The 18,039-nt window shown below is 63.5% G+C and carries 16 protein-coding genes; 8 read left to right on the plus strand and 8 right to left on the minus strand.

All coding sequences use genetic code 11. From position 1 onward, the window contains the following. Positions 1 to 257: 257 nt before the first annotated feature. The 3 genes from BRA1253DRAFT_RS21320 to BRA1253DRAFT_RS21330 all read right to left on the minus strand — a co-directional run bounded on the left by BRA1253DRAFT_RS21320 (position 258) and on the right by BRA1253DRAFT_RS21330 (position 5,598). Entirely contained in the window at positions 258 to 1,874 is a 1,617-nt protein-coding gene (locus BRA1253DRAFT_RS21320) for a phosphoenolpyruvate carboxykinase (RefSeq protein WP_007597743.1), read from the minus strand. Between the two features lie 301 nt (positions 1,875 to 2,175). Beyond that, complete coding sequence (locus BRA1253DRAFT_RS21325; RefSeq protein ID WP_007597744.1) at positions 2,176 to 4,785, minus strand: CHAT domain-containing tetratricopeptide repeat protein; 2,610 nt, start codon at positions 4,783 to 4,785, stop codon at positions 2,176 to 2,178. 63 nt (positions 4,786 to 4,848) lie between these two features. After that, entirely contained in the window at positions 4,849 to 5,598 is a 750-nt protein-coding gene (locus BRA1253DRAFT_RS21330; RefSeq protein WP_007597745.1) for a HugZ family protein, read from the minus strand. Positions 5,599 to 5,840: 242 nt separating this feature from the next. Between BRA1253DRAFT_RS21330 and BRA1253DRAFT_RS21335 the strand changes: the two genes are divergently transcribed. The 5 genes from BRA1253DRAFT_RS21335 to BRA1253DRAFT_RS21355 all read left to right on the plus strand — a co-directional run bounded on the left by BRA1253DRAFT_RS21335 (position 5,841) and on the right by BRA1253DRAFT_RS21355 (position 9,834). After that, the gene (locus tag BRA1253DRAFT_RS21335) at positions 5,841 to 6,542 is read left to right on the plus strand and encodes a response regulator transcription factor (protein ID WP_007597749.1); all 702 of its coding nucleotides are present in this window, start codon (positions 5,841 to 5,843) and stop codon (positions 6,540 to 6,542) included. Positions 6,543 to 6,658: 116 nt separating this feature from the next. Further along, positions 6,659 to 8,464 carry a sensor histidine kinase gene (locus BRA1253DRAFT_RS21340; RefSeq protein WP_007597750.1) on the plus strand — a complete coding sequence of 602 codons (1,806 nt, stop codon included), beginning with the start codon at positions 6,659 to 6,661 and terminating at the stop codon, positions 8,462 to 8,464. Beyond that, on the plus strand, positions 8,461 to 8,985 hold the full coding sequence (locus BRA1253DRAFT_RS21345) for an HPr kinase/phosphorylase (protein WP_007597751.1): 525 nt from the start codon (positions 8,461 to 8,463) through the stop codon (positions 8,983 to 8,985). Before BRA1253DRAFT_RS21340 ends, BRA1253DRAFT_RS21345 begins: the two co-directional genes overlap by 4 nt. 133 nt (positions 8,986 to 9,118) lie before the next feature. Next, a complete protein-coding gene (locus BRA1253DRAFT_RS21350; RefSeq protein ID WP_007597752.1) occupies positions 9,119 to 9,520 on the plus strand; it encodes a PTS sugar transporter subunit IIA in 402 nt (133 codons plus the stop codon). After that, positions 9,517 to 9,834: an HPr family phosphocarrier protein gene (locus BRA1253DRAFT_RS21355; protein ID WP_007597753.1), complete on the plus strand. Its 318-nt coding sequence runs from the start codon at positions 9,517 to 9,519 to the stop codon at positions 9,832 to 9,834. Before BRA1253DRAFT_RS21350 ends, BRA1253DRAFT_RS21355 begins: the two co-directional genes overlap by 4 nt. 15 nt (positions 9,835 to 9,849) lie before the next feature. Here the strand turns inward: BRA1253DRAFT_RS21355 and BRA1253DRAFT_RS21360 are convergent, their stop codons facing one another. Continuing rightward, positions 9,850 to 11,475 (minus strand): glycosyltransferase family 39 protein, encoded by a 1,626-nt coding sequence (locus BRA1253DRAFT_RS21360; protein WP_007597754.1) that lies wholly within the window; start codon positions 11,473 to 11,475, stop codon positions 9,850 to 9,852. 126 nt (positions 11,476 to 11,601) lie between these two features. Here BRA1253DRAFT_RS21360 and lepA point away from each other — a divergent pair, with 126 nt between their 5' ends. Continuing rightward, entirely contained in the window at positions 11,602 to 13,413 is a 1,812-nt protein-coding gene (gene lepA, locus BRA1253DRAFT_RS21365) for a translation elongation factor 4 (protein WP_007597755.1), read from the plus strand. A gap of 217 nt (positions 13,414 to 13,630) precedes the next feature. Further along, on the plus strand, positions 13,631 to 13,918 hold the full coding sequence (locus tag BRA1253DRAFT_RS21370) for a hypothetical protein (protein WP_007597756.1): 288 nt from the start codon (positions 13,631 to 13,633) through the stop codon (positions 13,916 to 13,918). 209 nt (positions 13,919 to 14,127) lie between these two features. Here the strand turns inward: BRA1253DRAFT_RS21370 and BRA1253DRAFT_RS21375 are convergent, their stop codons facing one another. Beyond that, entirely contained in the window at positions 14,128 to 14,901 is a 774-nt protein-coding gene (locus BRA1253DRAFT_RS21375) for an SDR family NAD(P)-dependent oxidoreductase (RefSeq protein WP_007597758.1), read from the minus strand. A 165-nt stretch (positions 14,902 to 15,066) separates the two neighbouring features. On the opposite strand from BRA1253DRAFT_RS21375, the gene BRA1253DRAFT_RS21380 reads away from it, so the two are divergent. Then, positions 15,067 to 15,405: a response regulator gene (locus BRA1253DRAFT_RS21380; RefSeq protein ID WP_007597763.1), complete on the plus strand. Its 339-nt coding sequence runs from the start codon at positions 15,067 to 15,069 to the stop codon at positions 15,403 to 15,405. A gap of 20 nt (positions 15,406 to 15,425) precedes the next feature. Here BRA1253DRAFT_RS21380 and BRA1253DRAFT_RS21385 read toward each other — a convergent pair whose 3' ends face one another. From BRA1253DRAFT_RS21385 to BRA1253DRAFT_RS21390, 3 genes are all read right to left on the minus strand, one after another. Further along, positions 15,426 to 15,635 (minus strand): hypothetical protein, encoded by a 210-nt coding sequence (locus BRA1253DRAFT_RS21385; protein WP_007597765.1) that lies wholly within the window; start codon positions 15,633 to 15,635, stop codon positions 15,426 to 15,428. A 14-nt stretch (positions 15,636 to 15,649) separates the two neighbouring features. Next, complete coding sequence (locus BRA1253DRAFT_RS44560) at positions 15,650 to 15,823, minus strand: hypothetical protein (RefSeq protein WP_007597767.1); 174 nt, start codon at positions 15,821 to 15,823, stop codon at positions 15,650 to 15,652. Positions 15,824 to 16,523: 700 nt separating this feature from the next. Further along, positions 16,524 to 17,924 carry a TAXI family TRAP transporter solute-binding subunit gene (locus BRA1253DRAFT_RS21390; RefSeq protein WP_035993764.1) on the minus strand — a complete coding sequence of 467 codons (1,401 nt, stop codon included), beginning with the start codon at positions 17,922 to 17,924 and terminating at the stop codon, positions 16,524 to 16,526. Positions 17,925 to 18,039 lie beyond the last annotated feature (115 nt).

Raw genomic sequence — 18,039 nt, forward strand, 5'->3', positions numbered from 1 at the left:
TCGCGACCCAGACCTTCTCTCTCGACGTCTTCAGCCTCAAAAGCCAATAGCGCAACAGGCCCCTTGCGGGAGAGGGTGGCTCGTCGCGAAGCGACGAGACGGGTGAGGGGTTCTCTCCGCGAGCGCTTCTCTTGCGGTTGAACGCGCGGAGAGAACCCCTCATCCGGCGCTTCGCGCCACCTTCTCCCGCAAGGGGAGAAGGAAAGATAAAAAAGGGCGGCCTCGCGGCCGCCCTTTCGATTTCAAGCGCGGCGATCTTACTCCGCCGCGAGCTTCACGTCCGGTGCAGCGGCGCGGACTTCGGCGTCGACCTGGGCTTCGAACTTGGCAAAATTCTTCTGGAACATCCCGACCAGCGCGCGGGCGGTCTTGTCGAACTCGTCCTTGTCCTTCCAGGTGTTGACCGGATTGAGGATCTCGCTCGGCACACCCGGCAGCGCGGTCGGGACCGCGAAGCCGAAATATTTGTCGGTGCGGAATTGGACGTTGCGAAGCGAGCCGTCGAGCGCAGCGGTGAGCAGCGCGCGCGTCACCTTGATCGGCATGCGCGAGCCGGTGCCGTATTTGCCGCCGGTCCACCCCGTGTTGACCAACCAGCAGTCGACATTGTGCTGGGCGATCAGGTCGCGCAGCATGTTGCCGTAGACGCTGGGGTCGAGCGGCAGGAAGGGCGAACCGAAGCAGGTCGAGAATTCCGGCTGCGGCTCATTGCCGAGACCGCGCTCGGTGCCCGCGACCTTCGCCGTGTAGCCCGACAGGAAGTGATACATCGCCTGCGCCGGCGAGAGCTTGGCGATCGGCGGCAGCACGCCGAAGGCGTCGGCGGCGAGCATCACCACGTTCTTCGGCTGCGGCGCGCGACCGGTGCGCGAGGCGTTCGGGATGAATTCGAGCGGATAGGCCGAGCGCGTGTTCTCGGTCTTTGAGCCGTCGTCGAAATCGACCACGCGGGTGTCTTCGTCGAGCACGCAGTTCTCGAGCACTGCGCCGAAGCGGGTCGAGGCGGCGTAGATCTCGGGCTCGGCTTCCTGCGACAGCTTGATGCACTTGGCATAGCAGCCGCCTTCGAAATTGAAGACGCCGTTCGGGCCCCAGCCGTGCTCGTCATCGCCGATCAGCGTGCGGTTCGGATCGGCTGACAGCGTGGTCTTGCCGGTGCCGGACAGGCCGAAGAAGATCGCGGCGTCGCCCTTGGCGCCGACATTGGCCGAGCAATGCATCGGCATCACGCCGCGCTCGGGCAAATAGTAGTTCAGTGTGGTGAAGACCGACTTCTTCATCTCGCCGGCATAATAAGACCCGCCGATCAGCACGATCTTGCGGGCGAAATCGATCGCGACGACGTTCTCCGACTTGCAGCCATGGCGCTTCGGATCGGCGCGGAAGCTCGGCATGTCGATGATGGTGAGCTCTGGCGTGAAGCTCGATAACTCGACCGCCTCGGGGCGGATCAGCAGCGTGCGAATGAACAGCGAATGCCAGGCGAGCTCGGTGAAGACGCGGGTCTTGATGCGATATGCCGGATCGGCGCCGCCGTAGAGGTCCTGCGCGAACAGCGACTTGCCTTCGGCGTGCTTGAGGAAGTCCTGGTAGAGCGTCTCGAACTGCTCTGCGGTGATCGACTGGTTGCCGGCCCACCACATCTTCTTGTCGGTGGTGGCATCACGCACCGTGAATTTGTCCTTGGGGCTGCGGCCGGTGAACTCGCCTGTGTCGGCGCAGAGCGCGCCATCGGCCGACAGCACCGCCTCGCCCGCGGAGAGCGAGTATTGATAGAGTTGCGGCGCACCGAGGTTCCAGTGAACCTGCTTGAGATTCTTTAAGCCGAATTTGTCGGCGCCGAAGGCACCGTTGCGCACGCCCGTCTCTTGCACGAAAAATCCTCCTAGAACCCACTCAGCGCGATCATGCTTGGCGCCGCCGCGGTCACCGTGATTACAGGCCGTTCGGCCTCGGTTGGAACGACCTAATACTGATGAACGCAGGCGTTGCCAAGCTGATCCCTTAGGATTTGGTTTATTCAAGGACCGCGCCAAACGTCGCGCATGTCAGCTCTGAGCAGGTGCGTCAAACAATCGACAATGATCGCGCAACCAAATGCGCGCTTCGGCGTTTCCCAAGGTTGTTGCGACGCACAATTCCGAAGACAGTCGCAGCGAAAATTCCAAGCCCACCCTATCTTACCGCGCCTTCGCCGATGAGCGCGAAGGGCCCCCACATCGCAGGATAGGCGTTGCGCGGTGACGAGGTGTCGTCAACGTAGGTTAACATCGCGCGGCGCAAGGCTTCGGCACGCCCCATTTTTGGTTCGTTTTTGAGCAGCTCGAAAGTCATCGTGGTCAGGCGGGTGGCAGCTTCCGAATCCACGGCCCAATGCGAGACCAGGAGTGCGCGCGCACCGGCGTAGAAGAACGAGCGCGCCAGTCCCGACAGAGCCTCGGCGCCCGGCTTGTCGCCTGCAATGGTATTGCAGGCCGACAGCACAACCCAATCCGCATTGAGCTTGAGCTGAGCGACTTCACTTGCAGTGAGGAGACCGTCGTCGAGCTCTGTCGGCTGATCGGGAATGGAGAGCGCGAGCGAGGGCTCACCCAGTCCCTTGATGTCGCCGGCAACGAGGCCGTGGGTGGCAAAGTAGATGATGCCGTATTGAGCAAGCGCTGCACGCTTGAGCGTCGTCTCGCTGGCGTCGCGGCCGAGATGAATATCGGCCTCGGCAGCGCCGACATCCCTGGCCACCGCGTTCAACTCGTCGGCGGTGTCGGGCAGTTGCGGCAACGCCTGCGCAAGCCGCGCGCGATCGACGCCGGCACCGCGCCAGAAATCGCTATAGGCAATGGTCGCGATGCTGCGCGCGGCGACCTTGCCGTTCGCGGCGCGCCGCTCGGCGGGCGCTTCCAGTGCAGGATTGAACACGGGATCGCCGAAGCCGGTCATCGGCTTCACGCTTTGGTCCCGACGCGCAAAGGCCCGCAACGATTTCAGACTGACCACCGACGGCAGCACCGAGACGGCCTGACGCCGCAGCAGCCAGGCAGCGCTGCGATAGCCTTCGAGCGTGTCGGGGATCGCAGCCTGCGGCTTCTCGGTGACGAGCAGATGAAACGGTAATGCGGTCAGCGCAGCCGACGGCACCACCAGCAGGCTGCGCTTGTCCATTGTCAACGCCTCGACCGGACCGAGCAGCGCGACATGGAGTTCGTTGGCGAGCGCGAGATCGAACAATCCGGATTTGCCGGAGGCATCGCGCGCCTTGCCGACGTCGAGTCCCTTGCGGAATGCCGTCACCTTCTGCGTCAGCGCATCCGCGCCGAGTGGGATGGCCATCCAGTCGACGCCCTCGCGCGTGATCGCGATGACATAGCTCTGCTTGTCGACGACGGAGTAGAGCACCATCGCTTCGTCGGCTGATAGCAGCAGCTGGATGTCCTTTGCCGTCAACGGCTGGGGATTGGAGAGCGACGCGTAGTCGGGAAACTCGACCGCGAGCGTCTTCTGCAAGCCCGCACGCTCGTTGGCAATCGTTGCAATCCGCGCGCGGCTGCGCTGCTCGGTTGCGAGATCGCGCTGCGCGGATTGCTTCGACACTGCGGTGACGATCGCCTTGTCGAGTGCCTCGGATTCAGCCGCAAGATCCTGGTCCCGGCGAACCAGCTCGGCGAGCCGGTCGCTGCCGGCGGCAAGCCGAACCGCGAGCTTGTTCACGGCGGATGCGGCGGAGGATTGTGTGCCGCGCTGGATCGCGGCGAGGGCCTCGTCCAGCGCCTTGTCGCCGGGCAGCAGATCTTGTTGGCGTGCGGCAAACAGGACCGGCAACACGACGCGCAACTGGGCGCGATCGCCCCGAAGCGTCCTTTCCGCGAACGGCAATGCGTCCGCGGTGCGCCCGGCCACGTAGAGGAAATAAGCGAGATTGCTGGTCGAGGTCATGACCTCGGGATGATCAGGCCCAAGCGCGCGTTCGCGGATGAGCAGCGCGCGGCGATAGAGCGGCTCGGCGTCGCCGTAGCGCTGCTGGTGCTCGTAGAGGCCTGCGAGATTGTTCAGCGAGCGGGCGACGTCGGGATGATCCGGTCCCAGCACCTTCTCGCGGATCGCGAGCGAGCGCTTGATCGGCGCTTCCGCGTCGGCATCGCGGTTGAGATCGCGATAGACCTGGCCGAGATTGTTCAGGACCGTCGCCACCGCCGGATGCTCGGGGCCGCCGGCCTTCTGATAGATCGCGAGCGCCCGCTGAAACAACGGTTCGGCGTCTGCATAGTGCTGCTGCTTCACATAGAGCGTGGCGAGATTATTGAGCGACTGCCCGACATCGGGATGCTCGCGCGACAGCCCCTTCTCGCGAACGGCGAGCGCTCGCCTGAACAGCGGCTCGGCCTCGGCGTAGCGGCTCTGCCGCTGGTAAAGCGCGGCGAGATTGCTCAGTTCGGCTCCAATCAACGGGGTTTCGAGACCGAGCGACTTTTCCATCAGCATGATGGCGCGCTTGTAGAGCGGCTCCGCCAGATCGTCGTGGCCCTGACCGGCATGAACCTGGCCGAGGTTGTTCAGCGCGGCGGCGAGGTCGCGACCGGTGTCGCTCTTCTCCAGGCTCGCGACCATGCCTTGCGCCAACGGCAGTGCTTCCGAATATCTGCCGGCGCTCATGAGTGCGTTGATCCGCTCGCCCTCCGCGGCGAGACCTTTCTGAGCAAGGCTTGTCTGGGCAAGGCTGGGCGTGACAAACGATGCGGTGATCGCGAGCGTCAAACCCGCAACCAGCGTCAGTCTATTCCATTCTGCCATGACGCTCTCGCCGCCGCCTTCTGACCAATTATGGTCTTGGGTCGCGGCGATGGGCAGCAGCGTTCAATCTTTTGCGCTCTGGTCCATCCTGGTGCGCGCTTCGCCGGCGAGGCGAACCAGCATCTTGCGCAGCAAGGTGCCATCAGTAACCCGCTCCGGGAAGTCCAGCCGCAAGGCGGTCTGGCCGTCCTGCATGTCGAGGCCCTCCGGATCGCAGCCGGTGCAGCGCCAGTTGCCCGCGGCAGCGCCCAGCAGTTTTGTTGCATAGAGGCCCATGGCCTCGCGGTGGTCGGCATTCATGTGCTCTACCGCGCCCTGCTCCGCCGCCAGCAATTCCTCGGCGCCCGTGAGGTCCGTCAGGAATTGCTTCGGCTTGAGATCGACGATCCGGCCGAAGCCGGCGACCAGATGGGTTCCCGTGGGCCGAATCCGGAAGAAGGAGAAATCCTTAAAGGAAACAAAGGCCTCCGCTGAGGGATGAGCATTGAGATACCGTCGCCGGAGCAGATCCTTGTCCGCATCGGCCGGCTCGGCATGGCCGGACAGCATGATTCGGGCACCTTCCAGCGGATCGCCCGCCGCCCGCTCATCCAGCATCAGGGACACCCTGCTGTCGGCCAGGATGTTCCTGGTGTGCACGGCCAATCCTGAGATCAGCAGGATCGGAGAGCCATCCGGATGGCTCGCCAGATTGACCAGGGAACAATAGGGATCGCCGCTGCCGGCCATCAATGTCGCCAGGGCCCCCTGCCGTGACCGCCGCAGCAGCGATTTGGCGAGCTTTCCGGGGTCGAAATCGGAGGTCGGTTGCATCGGCTTTCTCGGGTCAGGTGGTTGCATGGAGGGCCTTTTTTCGGGTAAACCGGGGCCCGGATATGGGTCGAGATGCGGCGAATCTGCCGTGTTTCGTGGAACTTGGTCACACTTCAGCCTAGCTTGCATTGCTCGGTGACAAGGTTCGAATGCCAACATCGGCACCCATGTATGCGGCGCATCAGTGGATTGCTCGCCGTTTTCAAGCCACGACCCAAACGGAAAGCAGAAAGCAGAGGCTCATGCCCACAATCGCTTTGGTCGACGACGACCGCAACATTCTCACATCCGTCTCGATCGCGCTGGAGGCCGAAGGCTACCGCATCATGACCTATACCGACGGCGCCTCCGCGCTCGACGGTTTCCGCACCACCCAGCCCGATCTTGCCATCCTCGACATCAAGATGCCGCGCATGGACGGCATGGAGACGTTGCGCCGGCTGCGGCAGAAATCCGATCTGCCGGTGATCTTCCTGACCTCCAAGGACGAAGAGATCGACGAGCTGTTCGGCCTCAAGATGGGCGCCGACGACTTCATCCGCAAACCGTTCTCGCAGCGCCTGCTGGTCGAGCGCGTCAAGGCGGTGCTGCGCCGCTCGGCGCCGAAGGATCCGACCGTCACGCCGAAGGAGAACGACGCCAAGGCGCTCGACCGCGGCCTGCTGCGCATGGATCCTGAACGGCACACCTGCACCTGGAAAAATGAGCCGGTGACGCTGACCGTCACCGAATTCCTGATCCTGCAGGCGCTCGCGACCCGGCCCGGCGTGGTGAAGAGCCGCAACGCGCTGATGGACGCCGCCTATGACGACCAGGTCTATGTCGACGACCGCACCATCGACAGCCACATCAAGCGGCTGCGCAAGAAGTTCAAGGTCGTCGACAACGAGTTCGAGATGATCGAGACGCTCTACGGCGTCGGCTACCGCTTCAAGGAAGCCTGAGGCGCGCGCGCCTCCACGAAAGACCGAGAGCATCGCCGGTTCTGATTCCATCGGGACCGGGATGGCTCTAGGATGCGGGGACCTTCGCACGAGCTGTCCTAACGCGGGCGTGAGCATTGCTTGACCGAACGCAGCCTGACGAGAACCAGAACGCCGAGGACGTCACCGCCCGCGGCGCTCCGGATCAATTGGCCGATGACAAGCCGGCCGTGCGGGGCTGGCGTCCGCTGAACTGGCTGAAACGCGCCGGGCAGTTCTTCTTCGCGCTGTCCTTCTCGAGCCTGACCCGCCGCATCGTTTCGCTCAACCTCGCCGGCCTCGTCGCGCTGGTGGCGAGCATCCTCTATCTGTCGCAATTCCGCGCCGGCCTGATCGACGCGCGCGCGCAGAGCCTGCTGGTGCAGGCGGAGATCATCGCCGGCGCGATCGCGGCCTCCGCGACGGTGCAGACCAACGCCATCACCATCGACCCCGACCGGTTGCTCGACCTCAAGCCGGGCGAGACCTATGGCGGGTCGGACGAGTATTCCCCGCTGGATTTTCCGATCAATCCGGAGCGCGTGGCGCCGGTGCTGCGCACGCTGATCTCGCCGACCAAGACGCGCGCCCGCATCTACGACCCGAACGGCAGCCTGTTGGTCGACAGCCGCAGCCTCGATACCGTGGTGCGCTTCCCCCTGCCGTCAGTCTCCGCCGAGAAGCCGGGCATGGTCGAACGCGGCATGGTCGCGGTTCGTACTTGGCTCAATCGCGGCGACCTGCCGCTCTATCGCGAGCTCGGCCCCGAGAACGGCAATGGCTATGCGGAGGTGGGCGACGCGCTTCAGGGCCAAAAGCGCTCGATGGTGCGGGTCAATGCGCGCGGCGAAGTGATCGTCTCGGTCGCGGTCCCCGTGCTGCGCTCGCGCGCCATCCACGGCGCGCTGATGCTGTCGACGCAGGGCGACGACATCGACCAGATGGTCACCGCGGAGCGCCTCGCGATCCTCAAGGTGGGCGGTGTCGCCGCCGCGGTCATGATCATGCTGTCGCTGCTGCTCGCCAGCACGATCGCAGGTCCGGTCCGCCGGCTCGCAGACAGCGCCGAGCTGATCCGCCGCCGCATCAGGACCCGGGTCGAAATTCCCGACTTCACACGTCGTCGCGACGAGATCGGCCATCTCTCCGGTGCGCTGCGCGACATGACCAGTGCACTCTACAGCCGCATCGAAGCGATCGAGATGTTCGCCGCCGACGTCGCCCACGAATTGAAGAACCCGTTGACCTCGTTGCGCTCCGCGGTCGAGACGTTGCCGCTGGCGCGCAACGAGAACAGCCGCGCGCGGCTGCTCGAGGTGATCGAGCATGACGTCAAGCGGCTCGACCGGCTGATCTCGGACATCTCCGACGCCAGCCGTCTCGATGCCGAACTGCAGCGCCAGGATGCGATCCCGGTCGACCTGCGCCGCCTGCTGACGACGCTCGTCTCCGTCGCCAATGAAACCAAGCTCGGCCATGACGTCGCGGTCGAAATGCGTTTCGAGGGCCGCAGCCCGACCGACAATTTCGCCGTGACCGGCCACGATTCGCGGCTCGGACAGGTGGTCTCCAACCTGCTCTCGAACGCACAGTCCTTCTCCGAGCCCGGCAACAAGGTGCGCCTCACCTGCCGCCGCGTGCGCGGAGAGATCGAGATCGTGGTCGACGACGACGGCCCCGGAATCCGCGACGACGCGCTGGAGCGCATCTTCGAGCGCTTCTACACCGACCGACCTCATCAGGGCTTTGGCCAGAACTCCGGCCTCGGCCTGTCGATCTCCAAGCAGATCGTCGACGCGCATGGCGGACGCATCTGGTCCGAGAACCGCCCCGGCCCGGCGGACGAGGACGGAGCGCCGAGTGTTGTCGGCGCGCGCTTCGTGGTGAGGCTGCCGGCGCTATGAGCGACGGCGGTCCCAGCATTCACGCCTCGGCGGTCAAGGTTGGAGATCTGGCGGTGCTGATCCGCGGGCCCTCGGGCTCCGGCAAGTCGCGCCTTGCCTTCGATTTGATCATGGCGGGACGTAGCGGCGTGCTCGAAAGGGCCGTTCTGATCGGTGATGACCGTGTCCATCTGGCGACACTCGGCCGCGAAATTGAGGTCCGCCCCGCTCAGCTCCTGGCCGGCCTGATCGAGATCCGGGGGCTGGGAATCCGCCGCTGCGACTTTGTGGAGCATGCGACCGTCGGCCTCGTGGTCGATCTGGACGCCGCGGATGCGGAGCGACTGCCGCCGGCAGAATCCTTGAAAACAGTCATTTTCGGTGTCGAAATACCGCGAATACCTGTGGGCCGCGACTATTTGCCCTTCCCTCTGGTTGTCGCGGCCTTGACCACTACCAAGAGTTCATCTTCCGTTAACCCTTCAGCCGATTGTTTGAAGGGAAATGGTAACCATATGAACCCCACACTCGCGACCGAATAGACCGGCGCAGCTCCCCTTATCCATCCGTCTAGATTCAGGGAGATACGCAACATCCCCTCTTGCGCGGGGGCTCTGGATGGTCAAAGTGGCGCGTTCGTGCGGTGCACCAAAAGCGCCCGCGAGGAGTTTTCCGATGATTGGTCTAGTACTTGTGACCCACGGGCGCCTTGCCGACGAATTCAAGGCAGCGCTTGAACATGTCATGGGCCCACAAAAGCAAATCGAAGCGATCACGATCGGCGCCGAAGATGATTCCGATCTCTGTCGAAGCGACATTATCGAGGCGGTTAACCGCGTCGATTCCGGCGACGGCGTCGCGATCCTCACCGACATGTTCGGCGGCACGCCGTCCAATTTGGCAATATCCTGCATGAGCCGGCCGAAGGTCGAAGTGCTCGCGGGCATCAACCTTCCCATGCTGGTGAAGCTCGCCAAGGTGCGCGAGGAGCGTCCGCTCCCCGATGCGATCGCGATGGCCCAGGAAGCCGGCCGCAAATACGTCACCATCGCCAGCCGCGTCCTCGCCGGCAAATGAGCGACGAGGCGCCGCAAGCCGGGACGGGCGTGCCCGCGGGCGCGATCTCCAAGGACCTCCTGATCATCAACAAGCGCGGCCTGCACGCGCGGGCCTCCGCCAAGTTCGTCCAGGCCGTCGAGCGCTTCAACGCGCAGGTCTGGGTGACGCGCGGCGGCGAAACCGTCGGCGGCACCTCGATCATGGGCCTGATGATGCTCGCCGCCGGTCCCGGCACCACCATCACGGTCGCCGCTTCCGGCGACGATGCCGAAGCCGCGCTCGCGGCGATCACCGAACTCGTTGAAAGCAAATTCAACGAGGAAGGGATTTAGGCGGCTCCGCCTCGATCATTTCCCCGGCGGCGCGATGTAGATGTTCCAGCTCATCGACGGACCGGCCTTGCCGTGGGTGAAACGGCGCGTCGTCATGACGATGCGCTCGGCGTTTGGCGCAACTTCGGACACCCATTTCTCGAACGCCGGCAGGCGGCCGTCGGCCGGGTCGAACACGCCGATGAAGCCGTATCGCTTGACGTCATCGGGCGAAATCAACCCGGACCCCCAGGCTTCGAGCGGCGTGAACGCGGCCGGATGATCCGGGCTGTAGAACACCATCGGCTGGATCGACTCCATGGTGCCGGCGACGACCGCCCAGCGCGAGGCGAAGCGCGCGTGCCAGGCCTGCGTCAGCTCGCGTGCGAGATCCGAGCGCGCGCCATAAGTCGCCGTGTTGCCGGCATTGGCCGTCATCTCGCGCGCGGCGATCCAGGGCGAGGCAATGAGCGTGGCAACGCTGAGCACGAGCCAGATCGCGACAATGTTGAACAGCGCCGCACTCTGCACCCGCAACGCCGGGATCGCGACCAGCGAGAGCGGCACCAGAAAGAACAGCGAGATGCCCCAATCGGTCTTCATGTAGATGCTGAACGCCAGCGCGCCGAGCGCGGGTCCGACCGCGACGATGATCTGGATGATCCAGACGTTGCGCGCCTGCGAAAGGTTCACGCTCGCATTCGCGCCGCGCGCCCAGGCGCGCGTGACGATGCGCAAGGGCGCACGCAGGAGCAGCCTGAACCAAGGTGGCACCAGCGCCATCGCCAGCGCCGCCAGCGCCACCGGCAATGCCAGCAGCGCGACATTGTGCAGGGCATAGCCGGCCACCAGCTGATGCACCTGGCCGCTGTCCTCGAGGCTGTAAGTATCGCCCGCATAGGTCAGCGGCACGAAATGCGCGTCCGCCAGCCAGACGATGTGCGGGATCATCGCCACCATCATCGACGCGATCGCAACCCATGGCGCCGGCGACGACAGGAATCTCATCCGCTCCGGATGGATCAGCGCGGCGAGCCCGATGGCGCCGATCATGGTCAGCACCCAGTATTTGGTCATCAGCGCCAGCGCGCCGGCAAGGCCGAGCAAGATCCCGGATTGCCAGCTCCGCTTCTCGAACGCATTGAGATAAGCGAGCACGAGGAGCGGCAAGGTGACGAGCTGGAGCAGATCGGGATTGTACTTGAAACCCTTGAAATTGAAGATCGGGTAGAGCGCGACCATCACCACGACCAGGAACGCGCGCCGCGCATCCACGACGCGCAGCGCGATGAGCCAGCAGATCACCATACCGGTGCCGACGGTCGCCATCGCCAGCGCATAGGTCGCCCAGTCCGTCGGCGGGAACACTGTGAACCAGAGCCCGGCGACCCAGCCCGACAGCGGCGGGTGCTTGCCATAGCCCCAGAGGAATTTCTGTCCCCAGCCCCAGGCTTCCGCGACGTCCATGTGAACGTCCTGCGCTGCCTTGAGATTGATCAGGATGAAGGTCCAGAGCACCGCATGCAGGATGGCGAGCTGGATCACCAGCCAGAGGCGCGCCTCGGGGCGGGTCGCGCTGGCAACCAGCCAGGCCCGAAAGCGGGCATAGCTCACCCGGGTCTTTGCGCGCGCTCGGGCAGACGGGATCGAGGTCGTCGACATGGGCCTGGACATCAGAGGTTGCGTAGCGCGTTTCGGCCTCTCGTGGAATCAGCTTGGCGTGAACAAAGGCCCTGAAAATACAGCAATATGGTTGCCGCACGGGGATGTGAGTGGTATCCCGCGCCCATGACGACCGTCCCCATTTCCAACATCCGCAATTTCTCCATCGTCGCCCATATCGACCATGGCAAATCGACGCTGGCCGACCGCCTGATTCAGATGACCGGCGGCCTCACCGACCGGGAAATGGCGGGCAAGGAGCAGGTGCTCGATTCCATGGACATCGAGCGCGAGCGCGGCATCACCATCAAGGCGCAGACGGTGCGCCTCGCCTACCGCGCCAAGGACGGCAAGGATTACATCTTCAACCTGATGGACACGCCCGGCCATGTCGACTTCGCCTACGAAGTCTCGCGGTCGCTGGCGGCCTGCGAGGGTTCCCTGCTGGTGGTCGACGCCAGCCAGGGCGTCGAGGCGCAGACGCTCGCCAACGTCTACCACGCGCTCGATGCGGGGCATGAGATCGTTCCGGTCCTGAACAAGGTCGACCTCCCCGCCGCAGAGCCCGAGAAGGTCAAGCAACAGATCGAGGACGTCATCGGCATCGACGCCTCCGAATCCGTGATGATCTCGGCCAAGACCGGCCTCGGCGTGCCCGATGTGCTGGAAGCGATCGTCACCCGCCTGCCGCCGCCGAAGGGCGACCGCGAGGCGACGCTGAAGGCGCTGCTGGTCGACAGCTGGTACGACGTCTATCTCGGCGTCGTCGTGCTGATCCGCGTCGTCGACGGTGTCATGAAGAAGGGCAGCCGGGTTCGCATGATGGGCACGGGCGCGGCCTATGACATCGAGCGCGTCGGCTTCTTCACCCCGAAGATGACGCAGGTCGACGAGCTCGGCCCCGGCGAGATCGGCTTCATCACCGCCGCGATCAAAGAAGTGGCCGACACCCGCGTCGGCGACACCATCACCGACGACAAGAAGCCTGTCACCGAGATGCTGGCGGGCTTCAAGCCGGCCATTCCCGTGGTGTTCTGCGGCTTATTCCCCGCCGACGCCGACGACTTCGAGACCTTGCGCGCGGCGATGGGCAAGCTGCGCCTCAACGATGCCAGCTTCTCCTACGAGATGGAGACCTCGGCCGCACTCGGCTTCGGCTTCCGCTGCGGCTTCCTCGGGCTGTTGCATCTGGAGATCATCCAGGAGCGTCTGTCGCGCGAATTCGACCTCAACCTGATCGCGACCGCCCCGAGCGTGATCTACAAGATGAGCCTGACCGACGGGCAGGAAATCTCGATTCACAATCCTGTCGACATGCCTGATGTGGTCAAGATCGCGGAGATCCAGGAGCCCTGGATCGAGGCCACGATCCTCACGCCCGACGAATATCTCGGCAGCGTGCTGAAGCTGTGCCAGGATCGCCGCGGCGTGCAGAAGGAGCTGACGTATGTCGGCTCCCGCGCCATGGTGAAATACGATCTGCCGCTCAACGAGGTCGTGTTCGACTTCTACGACCGCCTGAAGTCGGTCTCCAAAGGCTACGCCTCGTTCGACTATCATCTCACCGACTACAAGCCGGCCGATCTGGTGAAGATGCAGATCCTCGTCAACAACGAGCCGGTCGACGCGCTCTCGATGCTGGTCCACCGCACCCGCGCGGAGGGGCGCGGCCGCGCCATGGTCGAGAAGATGAAGGATTTGATCCCGCCGCACATGTTCCAGATCCCGATCCAGGCGGCGATCGGCGGCAAGGTGATCGCCCGCGAGACGGTGCGCGCGCTGCGCAAGGACGTCACCGCAAAGTGCTACGGCGGCGACATCACGCGCAAACGAAAACTTCTGGAGAAGCAGAAGGAAGGCAAGAAGAAGATGCGGCAGTTCGGCAAGGTCGACATCCCGCAGGAAGCCTTCATTGCCGCGCTGAAGGTGGATAGCTGAGGCGGGGGCCTAGCCCGGCTCGAGCGAAACAACACGGGTCCGGTAGGGATGTTTGGGGCCGGATAACAAAAAACGCGAAAACAACCCCATGCACAGTAGCCGGCACGTTGTCGGCATTGGGTTTTTTCAAGCTTCTGATTTTACGAATCCTGTTTGACTCGTCGGGCAAAACAGGAGCATGATGGCATCATGGCAGCGGTGCGGTCGACAGGCGGCGATGGCCCATCAAAGCAAACCAGTCGTGCTCGTGGCCCGAATACCGGCAGAGGGTATCGCGGACTTTCGAGCCTACAAGGGCGCGGTTCTGCCGCTATTGCCCGAGTTCAACGGACGTCTGGACCGTCGGCTTCGAACTCCGGATGGCACCATCGAGATGCACATCGTCAGCTTCGCATCCGATGCGGACCTTCAAAACTATCGGAATGACCCTCGACGGACAGGTCAAGCCTCGTTGCTGGAAAAATCGCTAGCCAAGCTGGAAGTGTTTCCGATAGCGGACGTCTGACGGACCTCACGCGAGGTCTTCGGTGCGCTTGGAGGAAACACCGGCTCGACAAGGCATCGGTGCACATTCCGGTCATTTGGACCAACGCCCGATCAGCTCGTAGGATGGGTTGAGCTCTTGCGAAACCCATCGGCCGACGAGCGCTGTCTGGAAGTTTGATGGGATTCGCTTGCGCTCTACCCATCCTACGAGCATCAGGCGAATTGCTTCTACGCCGGAGGCAGCGTCACCCCGGTTAACTCGCCCAGCTTGTCGAGAAGCTTTTCCTGAAAATCGGGATCGGTCGCTTCGTGCGCCGGCTCTTGTTGCCGGAGGTCATGCCAGTAACGACCGCTGACCAGGGCGGCGGGATCATCGCTCACAGCGAGCCAGGTCTGCGTCCGTTGTCCGGTGGCCACGCCGACCGGCGCTCCGGCACCGCCCATTTTGGTGCGCGCCCAGCCGGGATCGACGGCGTTGCTCAGCACCTGCGGCCAACGCCGCGCCAAGGCAAAGGCCAGTGCGACCATGTGCAACTTGCTCTCCGCGTACGCCTGGGCTGGATCCCAGGCTCGCCTCGTCCAGTCGAGATCGTTCAACGATCCCTCTCCGCCGCGATGAAGCCCGCTGCTGAGATACACCAGCCGATCGGGGCGCTTCATCAGGGCGGTGAGCACATAGGGCGCGAGCGTGTTGACCGCTAGGGTGGAGGCGTGGCCTTCGGGCGTCGGGCCGCGGCTGCGCTCGGTATAGACGCCGGCGTTGTGGATGACCGCGTCCATTCGTCCGATCGCGTTGACCTGATCTGCCACGTGCCTCGTCTGGGCGGCGCTCTTGAGATCGCCGATCACGACCCGTGCGGAATGCGATTCAAGCTCGGAGATTGCCGCCGCACGTTCCGCCGATCGCGCGTGCAGGACGATTTGGTGGCCCTGTTCGAGGAGAGACTGGGCAGCTGCGCGGCCCAGACCGTCCGTGCTGCCCGTGATGAAGACGATTGCCATTGCCACTCCTGTCCGATCCCCGCTTCGGCGCCTCCGTCGAAGCCTCAAGGAGAATGCAACATGTTCGACTGATCATGCCGTGCGCAGGTCGCTGCGAACGAAGACATCACAACCGAACAATCTTCCGGGATGCGCATTAACATCCGATAAGTTGGGAATGACCGCATGTCGAATTTCGTCATGCTGCTGGTCGAGGATGACTCGCTCCAGCGCGAAGTTCTATCCGACCTCCTCAAGGACGAAGGGTTCGAAGTCGTCGAATGTGCCACCGCAGAAGCGGCGGAGCTTATCGTGGCGTCGACGGGCACGGAGCTGCGGGCGCTCATCACCGATCACAACCTCGCAGGGAGAATGACCGGGCTCGAGCTCGCAGAGTACGCTCGCAGTGCCCATCCGGGGCTGAACATCGTGCTGATGTCCGGGACGGTGATGGCGCCGCTGCCGCCCAACACGATTTTTTTGCGCAAGCCGTTTGCGCCAGCTCATTTGCTGGCGGCCGTGTAGAACGGGGATTTCCTCGAAGGTCATCCGCCCGAATTTTCCGCGCCGACGGCGTTCTCGCTCTCCGGCACCGTCAGCCGGACGGAGTGACCCTGCCGCATGGCAAGCGATGCCGCCGCAACAGCCGCCTCGAAGGCGGCTTCCTTGGTCTGGTAAGTGTTCCGGATTCCGCCATCGTGGTCGACGTGCCATGCACCGTCCCTGCCAACAACATCATAGGCTGCGAGGCCCATAGCCTATCCCTCCTTCATGCGTCCGGTGTTGCCTTGGACGCCTGGGTGCTGCTCACCGGGTCCGACGCCGGGAAACTGTCCTTCAAGCCCTTGTCCAATTCGTCGTCCTTGGCCTTGTCGCGTCGGATGCCATGCTTGAGATCTTCCGCGTTCTTGTCCGGCGGCGCCGGATCGAATTTCTCGGTCATGCAAGTGTCCTTTCGCTACCTCAAACGCCTGGAGCTGATGACCGTTCCTCCGAAGGAACCGACGCAGTGGGGGTTTGCTGTTGAATGGCACAACCAGAAAGCGCGCGCAGCACAGTGTTCCTTCATCTCGGTTGCATCTTCTGCTACAACACACCCTGGGATAGCATGACGCATCCCTGCGATCAGGAGAAGGCAATGAAAGCTTCGGTTTTAGCGTTAGGGGGCTTGATCATTTTGTCGATCACATCAGCGAACGCAGCTCCCAAAGCCACGGCCGCCCCGACCACGGCAGCCAGCCCGGTCGCATGTTCCACCTCGGGTGGCGGCTTCGGGAGCTACCCGTCAGGCTGCCGAAACGGAGCAAACTTCAAGACCTACAATGAATGCAAGGAATCAGGCGTCAAGCGCGGCTGGAGACACGAAGACATGGCGTGGTACTGCAGCGGTCTGGGACTGCAATAGCGAGGGGTCATTGCGCTTTTCACGGAGCGAACCCGGCGCGCCGACTGGAGCAGGATGGGTTGAGCTCTTGCGAAACCCATCGCTCGACGAGCGCAGTCTAGAAGTTTGATGGGTTTCGCTTCCGCTCAACCCATCCTACGAGCTTTCTCAGTCACCGCTGAGACCTTCTACGCGGCATTGGATTGAGGGCGGCGCGCTATCGATTGAGCGAAGCTCAAGATACCAAAGCCAGTATCGCCTAGCGCCGCGCAGCGAGCACGTTCGAAGGAGGGGTTTGCAACGCTGCGCGCCTCTCGCTGAGGGCATGATCGAACAGTTCGAGCACCAGGCCGAAGGCTGCCAGCTCCTCCTCCTCGATGGCGCCGTCATCGTAGCAGCCGAGCGTTTCCTCGATGATCGCGTCGACCTCCTGCTGCATGGCCAGCAGTTCGTGGTCGAACTCCGCGGTGCGCACCTTGGAAACCAGGGCCAGAATCCTGTTGCGATGGCTGGTGTTCTCGTCCCTTTCGTCCCGATTCAGATATTGACGCAACCAGGCGCCGGCCGAGCCAATGCCGGAGAGAAGCAGGAGCGCAAACCAGAAATAGTCGCCGTACCTGTCGAGGAAGGTGCGCTCGGTCCCGTCGATCACCGCCGCCGCTCCCCGGTGAACCGGCAGCTCGGCTTCCTTCTCGGTGTCCGGCTTGGTGATTTGCGCAGCGCCAGGCACCTGCCTGGCAATTGACTGGCGGAGGGCGAATTGCTGTCGGTAAAAGGCTGACACTGTCGTCTCGGACAAGGCTTTCTGTGCGACGATCAAATGGCTGACACTGACGGTCTCCACCTTGTCATCCGGCCGGGCTGGATTCGCATTGAAAATGCTTGGCGGAATTTCCTCCGATTCATAACGAGGATGCTTTAGGGCGATGGCTTCCGATGCGTCGATCGCGAGAAATTTCGGCTCGCCCCGCGTCCGGGCGGTCGCGGCAATCGCGTCGGCGGTTATCTTGCTGTCGAGCGGACCGACCGCCATGAAGGCGTCGAGGCTCGGGTCGCGCGCCAGCTCCTCGAGTTGGCCCGTGCCGAATTGAGTGACCGTGACCTTGTCCGGCTCCACACCGGCGGCGCTCAGGATCACCCTCAGCAACGCGGCGTTCGCCGGGGTCGCGCCGATCACCCCCACCTTGTGTCCCGCGAGATCGGCGACCTCCTTGATTTTCGCCGCCGGCTTTCGCTTGGAGCCCTTGCCCGCCGGTCCCGAAGAAGACCACAGCACGACGAAGTTCTTGCGTAAGATGACGACTGTTTGCGCGTCGGCGGGCATTTCCAGATCGCCGCGACCCACCGCAAGGTCGACCTTGCCGGCACCGAGCAGAGCGAGAGCTTCGGCCGCTCCGGCGGTCGTGATCGGAGACAGCCTCACGGTCCTGCTCTCGTTGACAAAGGCCTCGGTCATCGCCTCGATCACTTTGTGATCGTTGCTTCCCGGCGGTCCGACGGCAATCCGAAGAGTTATCGGCCGCAGCGCGTAATACAATGTACCCGCAGCGGCACCGAAAACGAGAAATCCGATGGCTAAAATCAGCAGTAGGGTCTTCGTCTGTCTCCGCCCTCGGCGGGCTGCGTCACCGCGTTTCATCGGAGCATCAGACGAGGACATTTGCCGCTGCCGGTTGGAGGTCAAAATCGCTGCCTGTTTCGGAACAGTATCATGCTCTTCTGGACAACGATAATGTCCGAGCAGCACCAATAGTTTCTTGGGGCCGGCGTGAGCT

The organism is Bradyrhizobium sp. WSM1253, from assembly GCF_000244935.1.
Classification (GTDB): Bacteria; Pseudomonadota; Alphaproteobacteria; order Rhizobiales; family Xanthobacteraceae; genus Bradyrhizobium; species Bradyrhizobium canariense.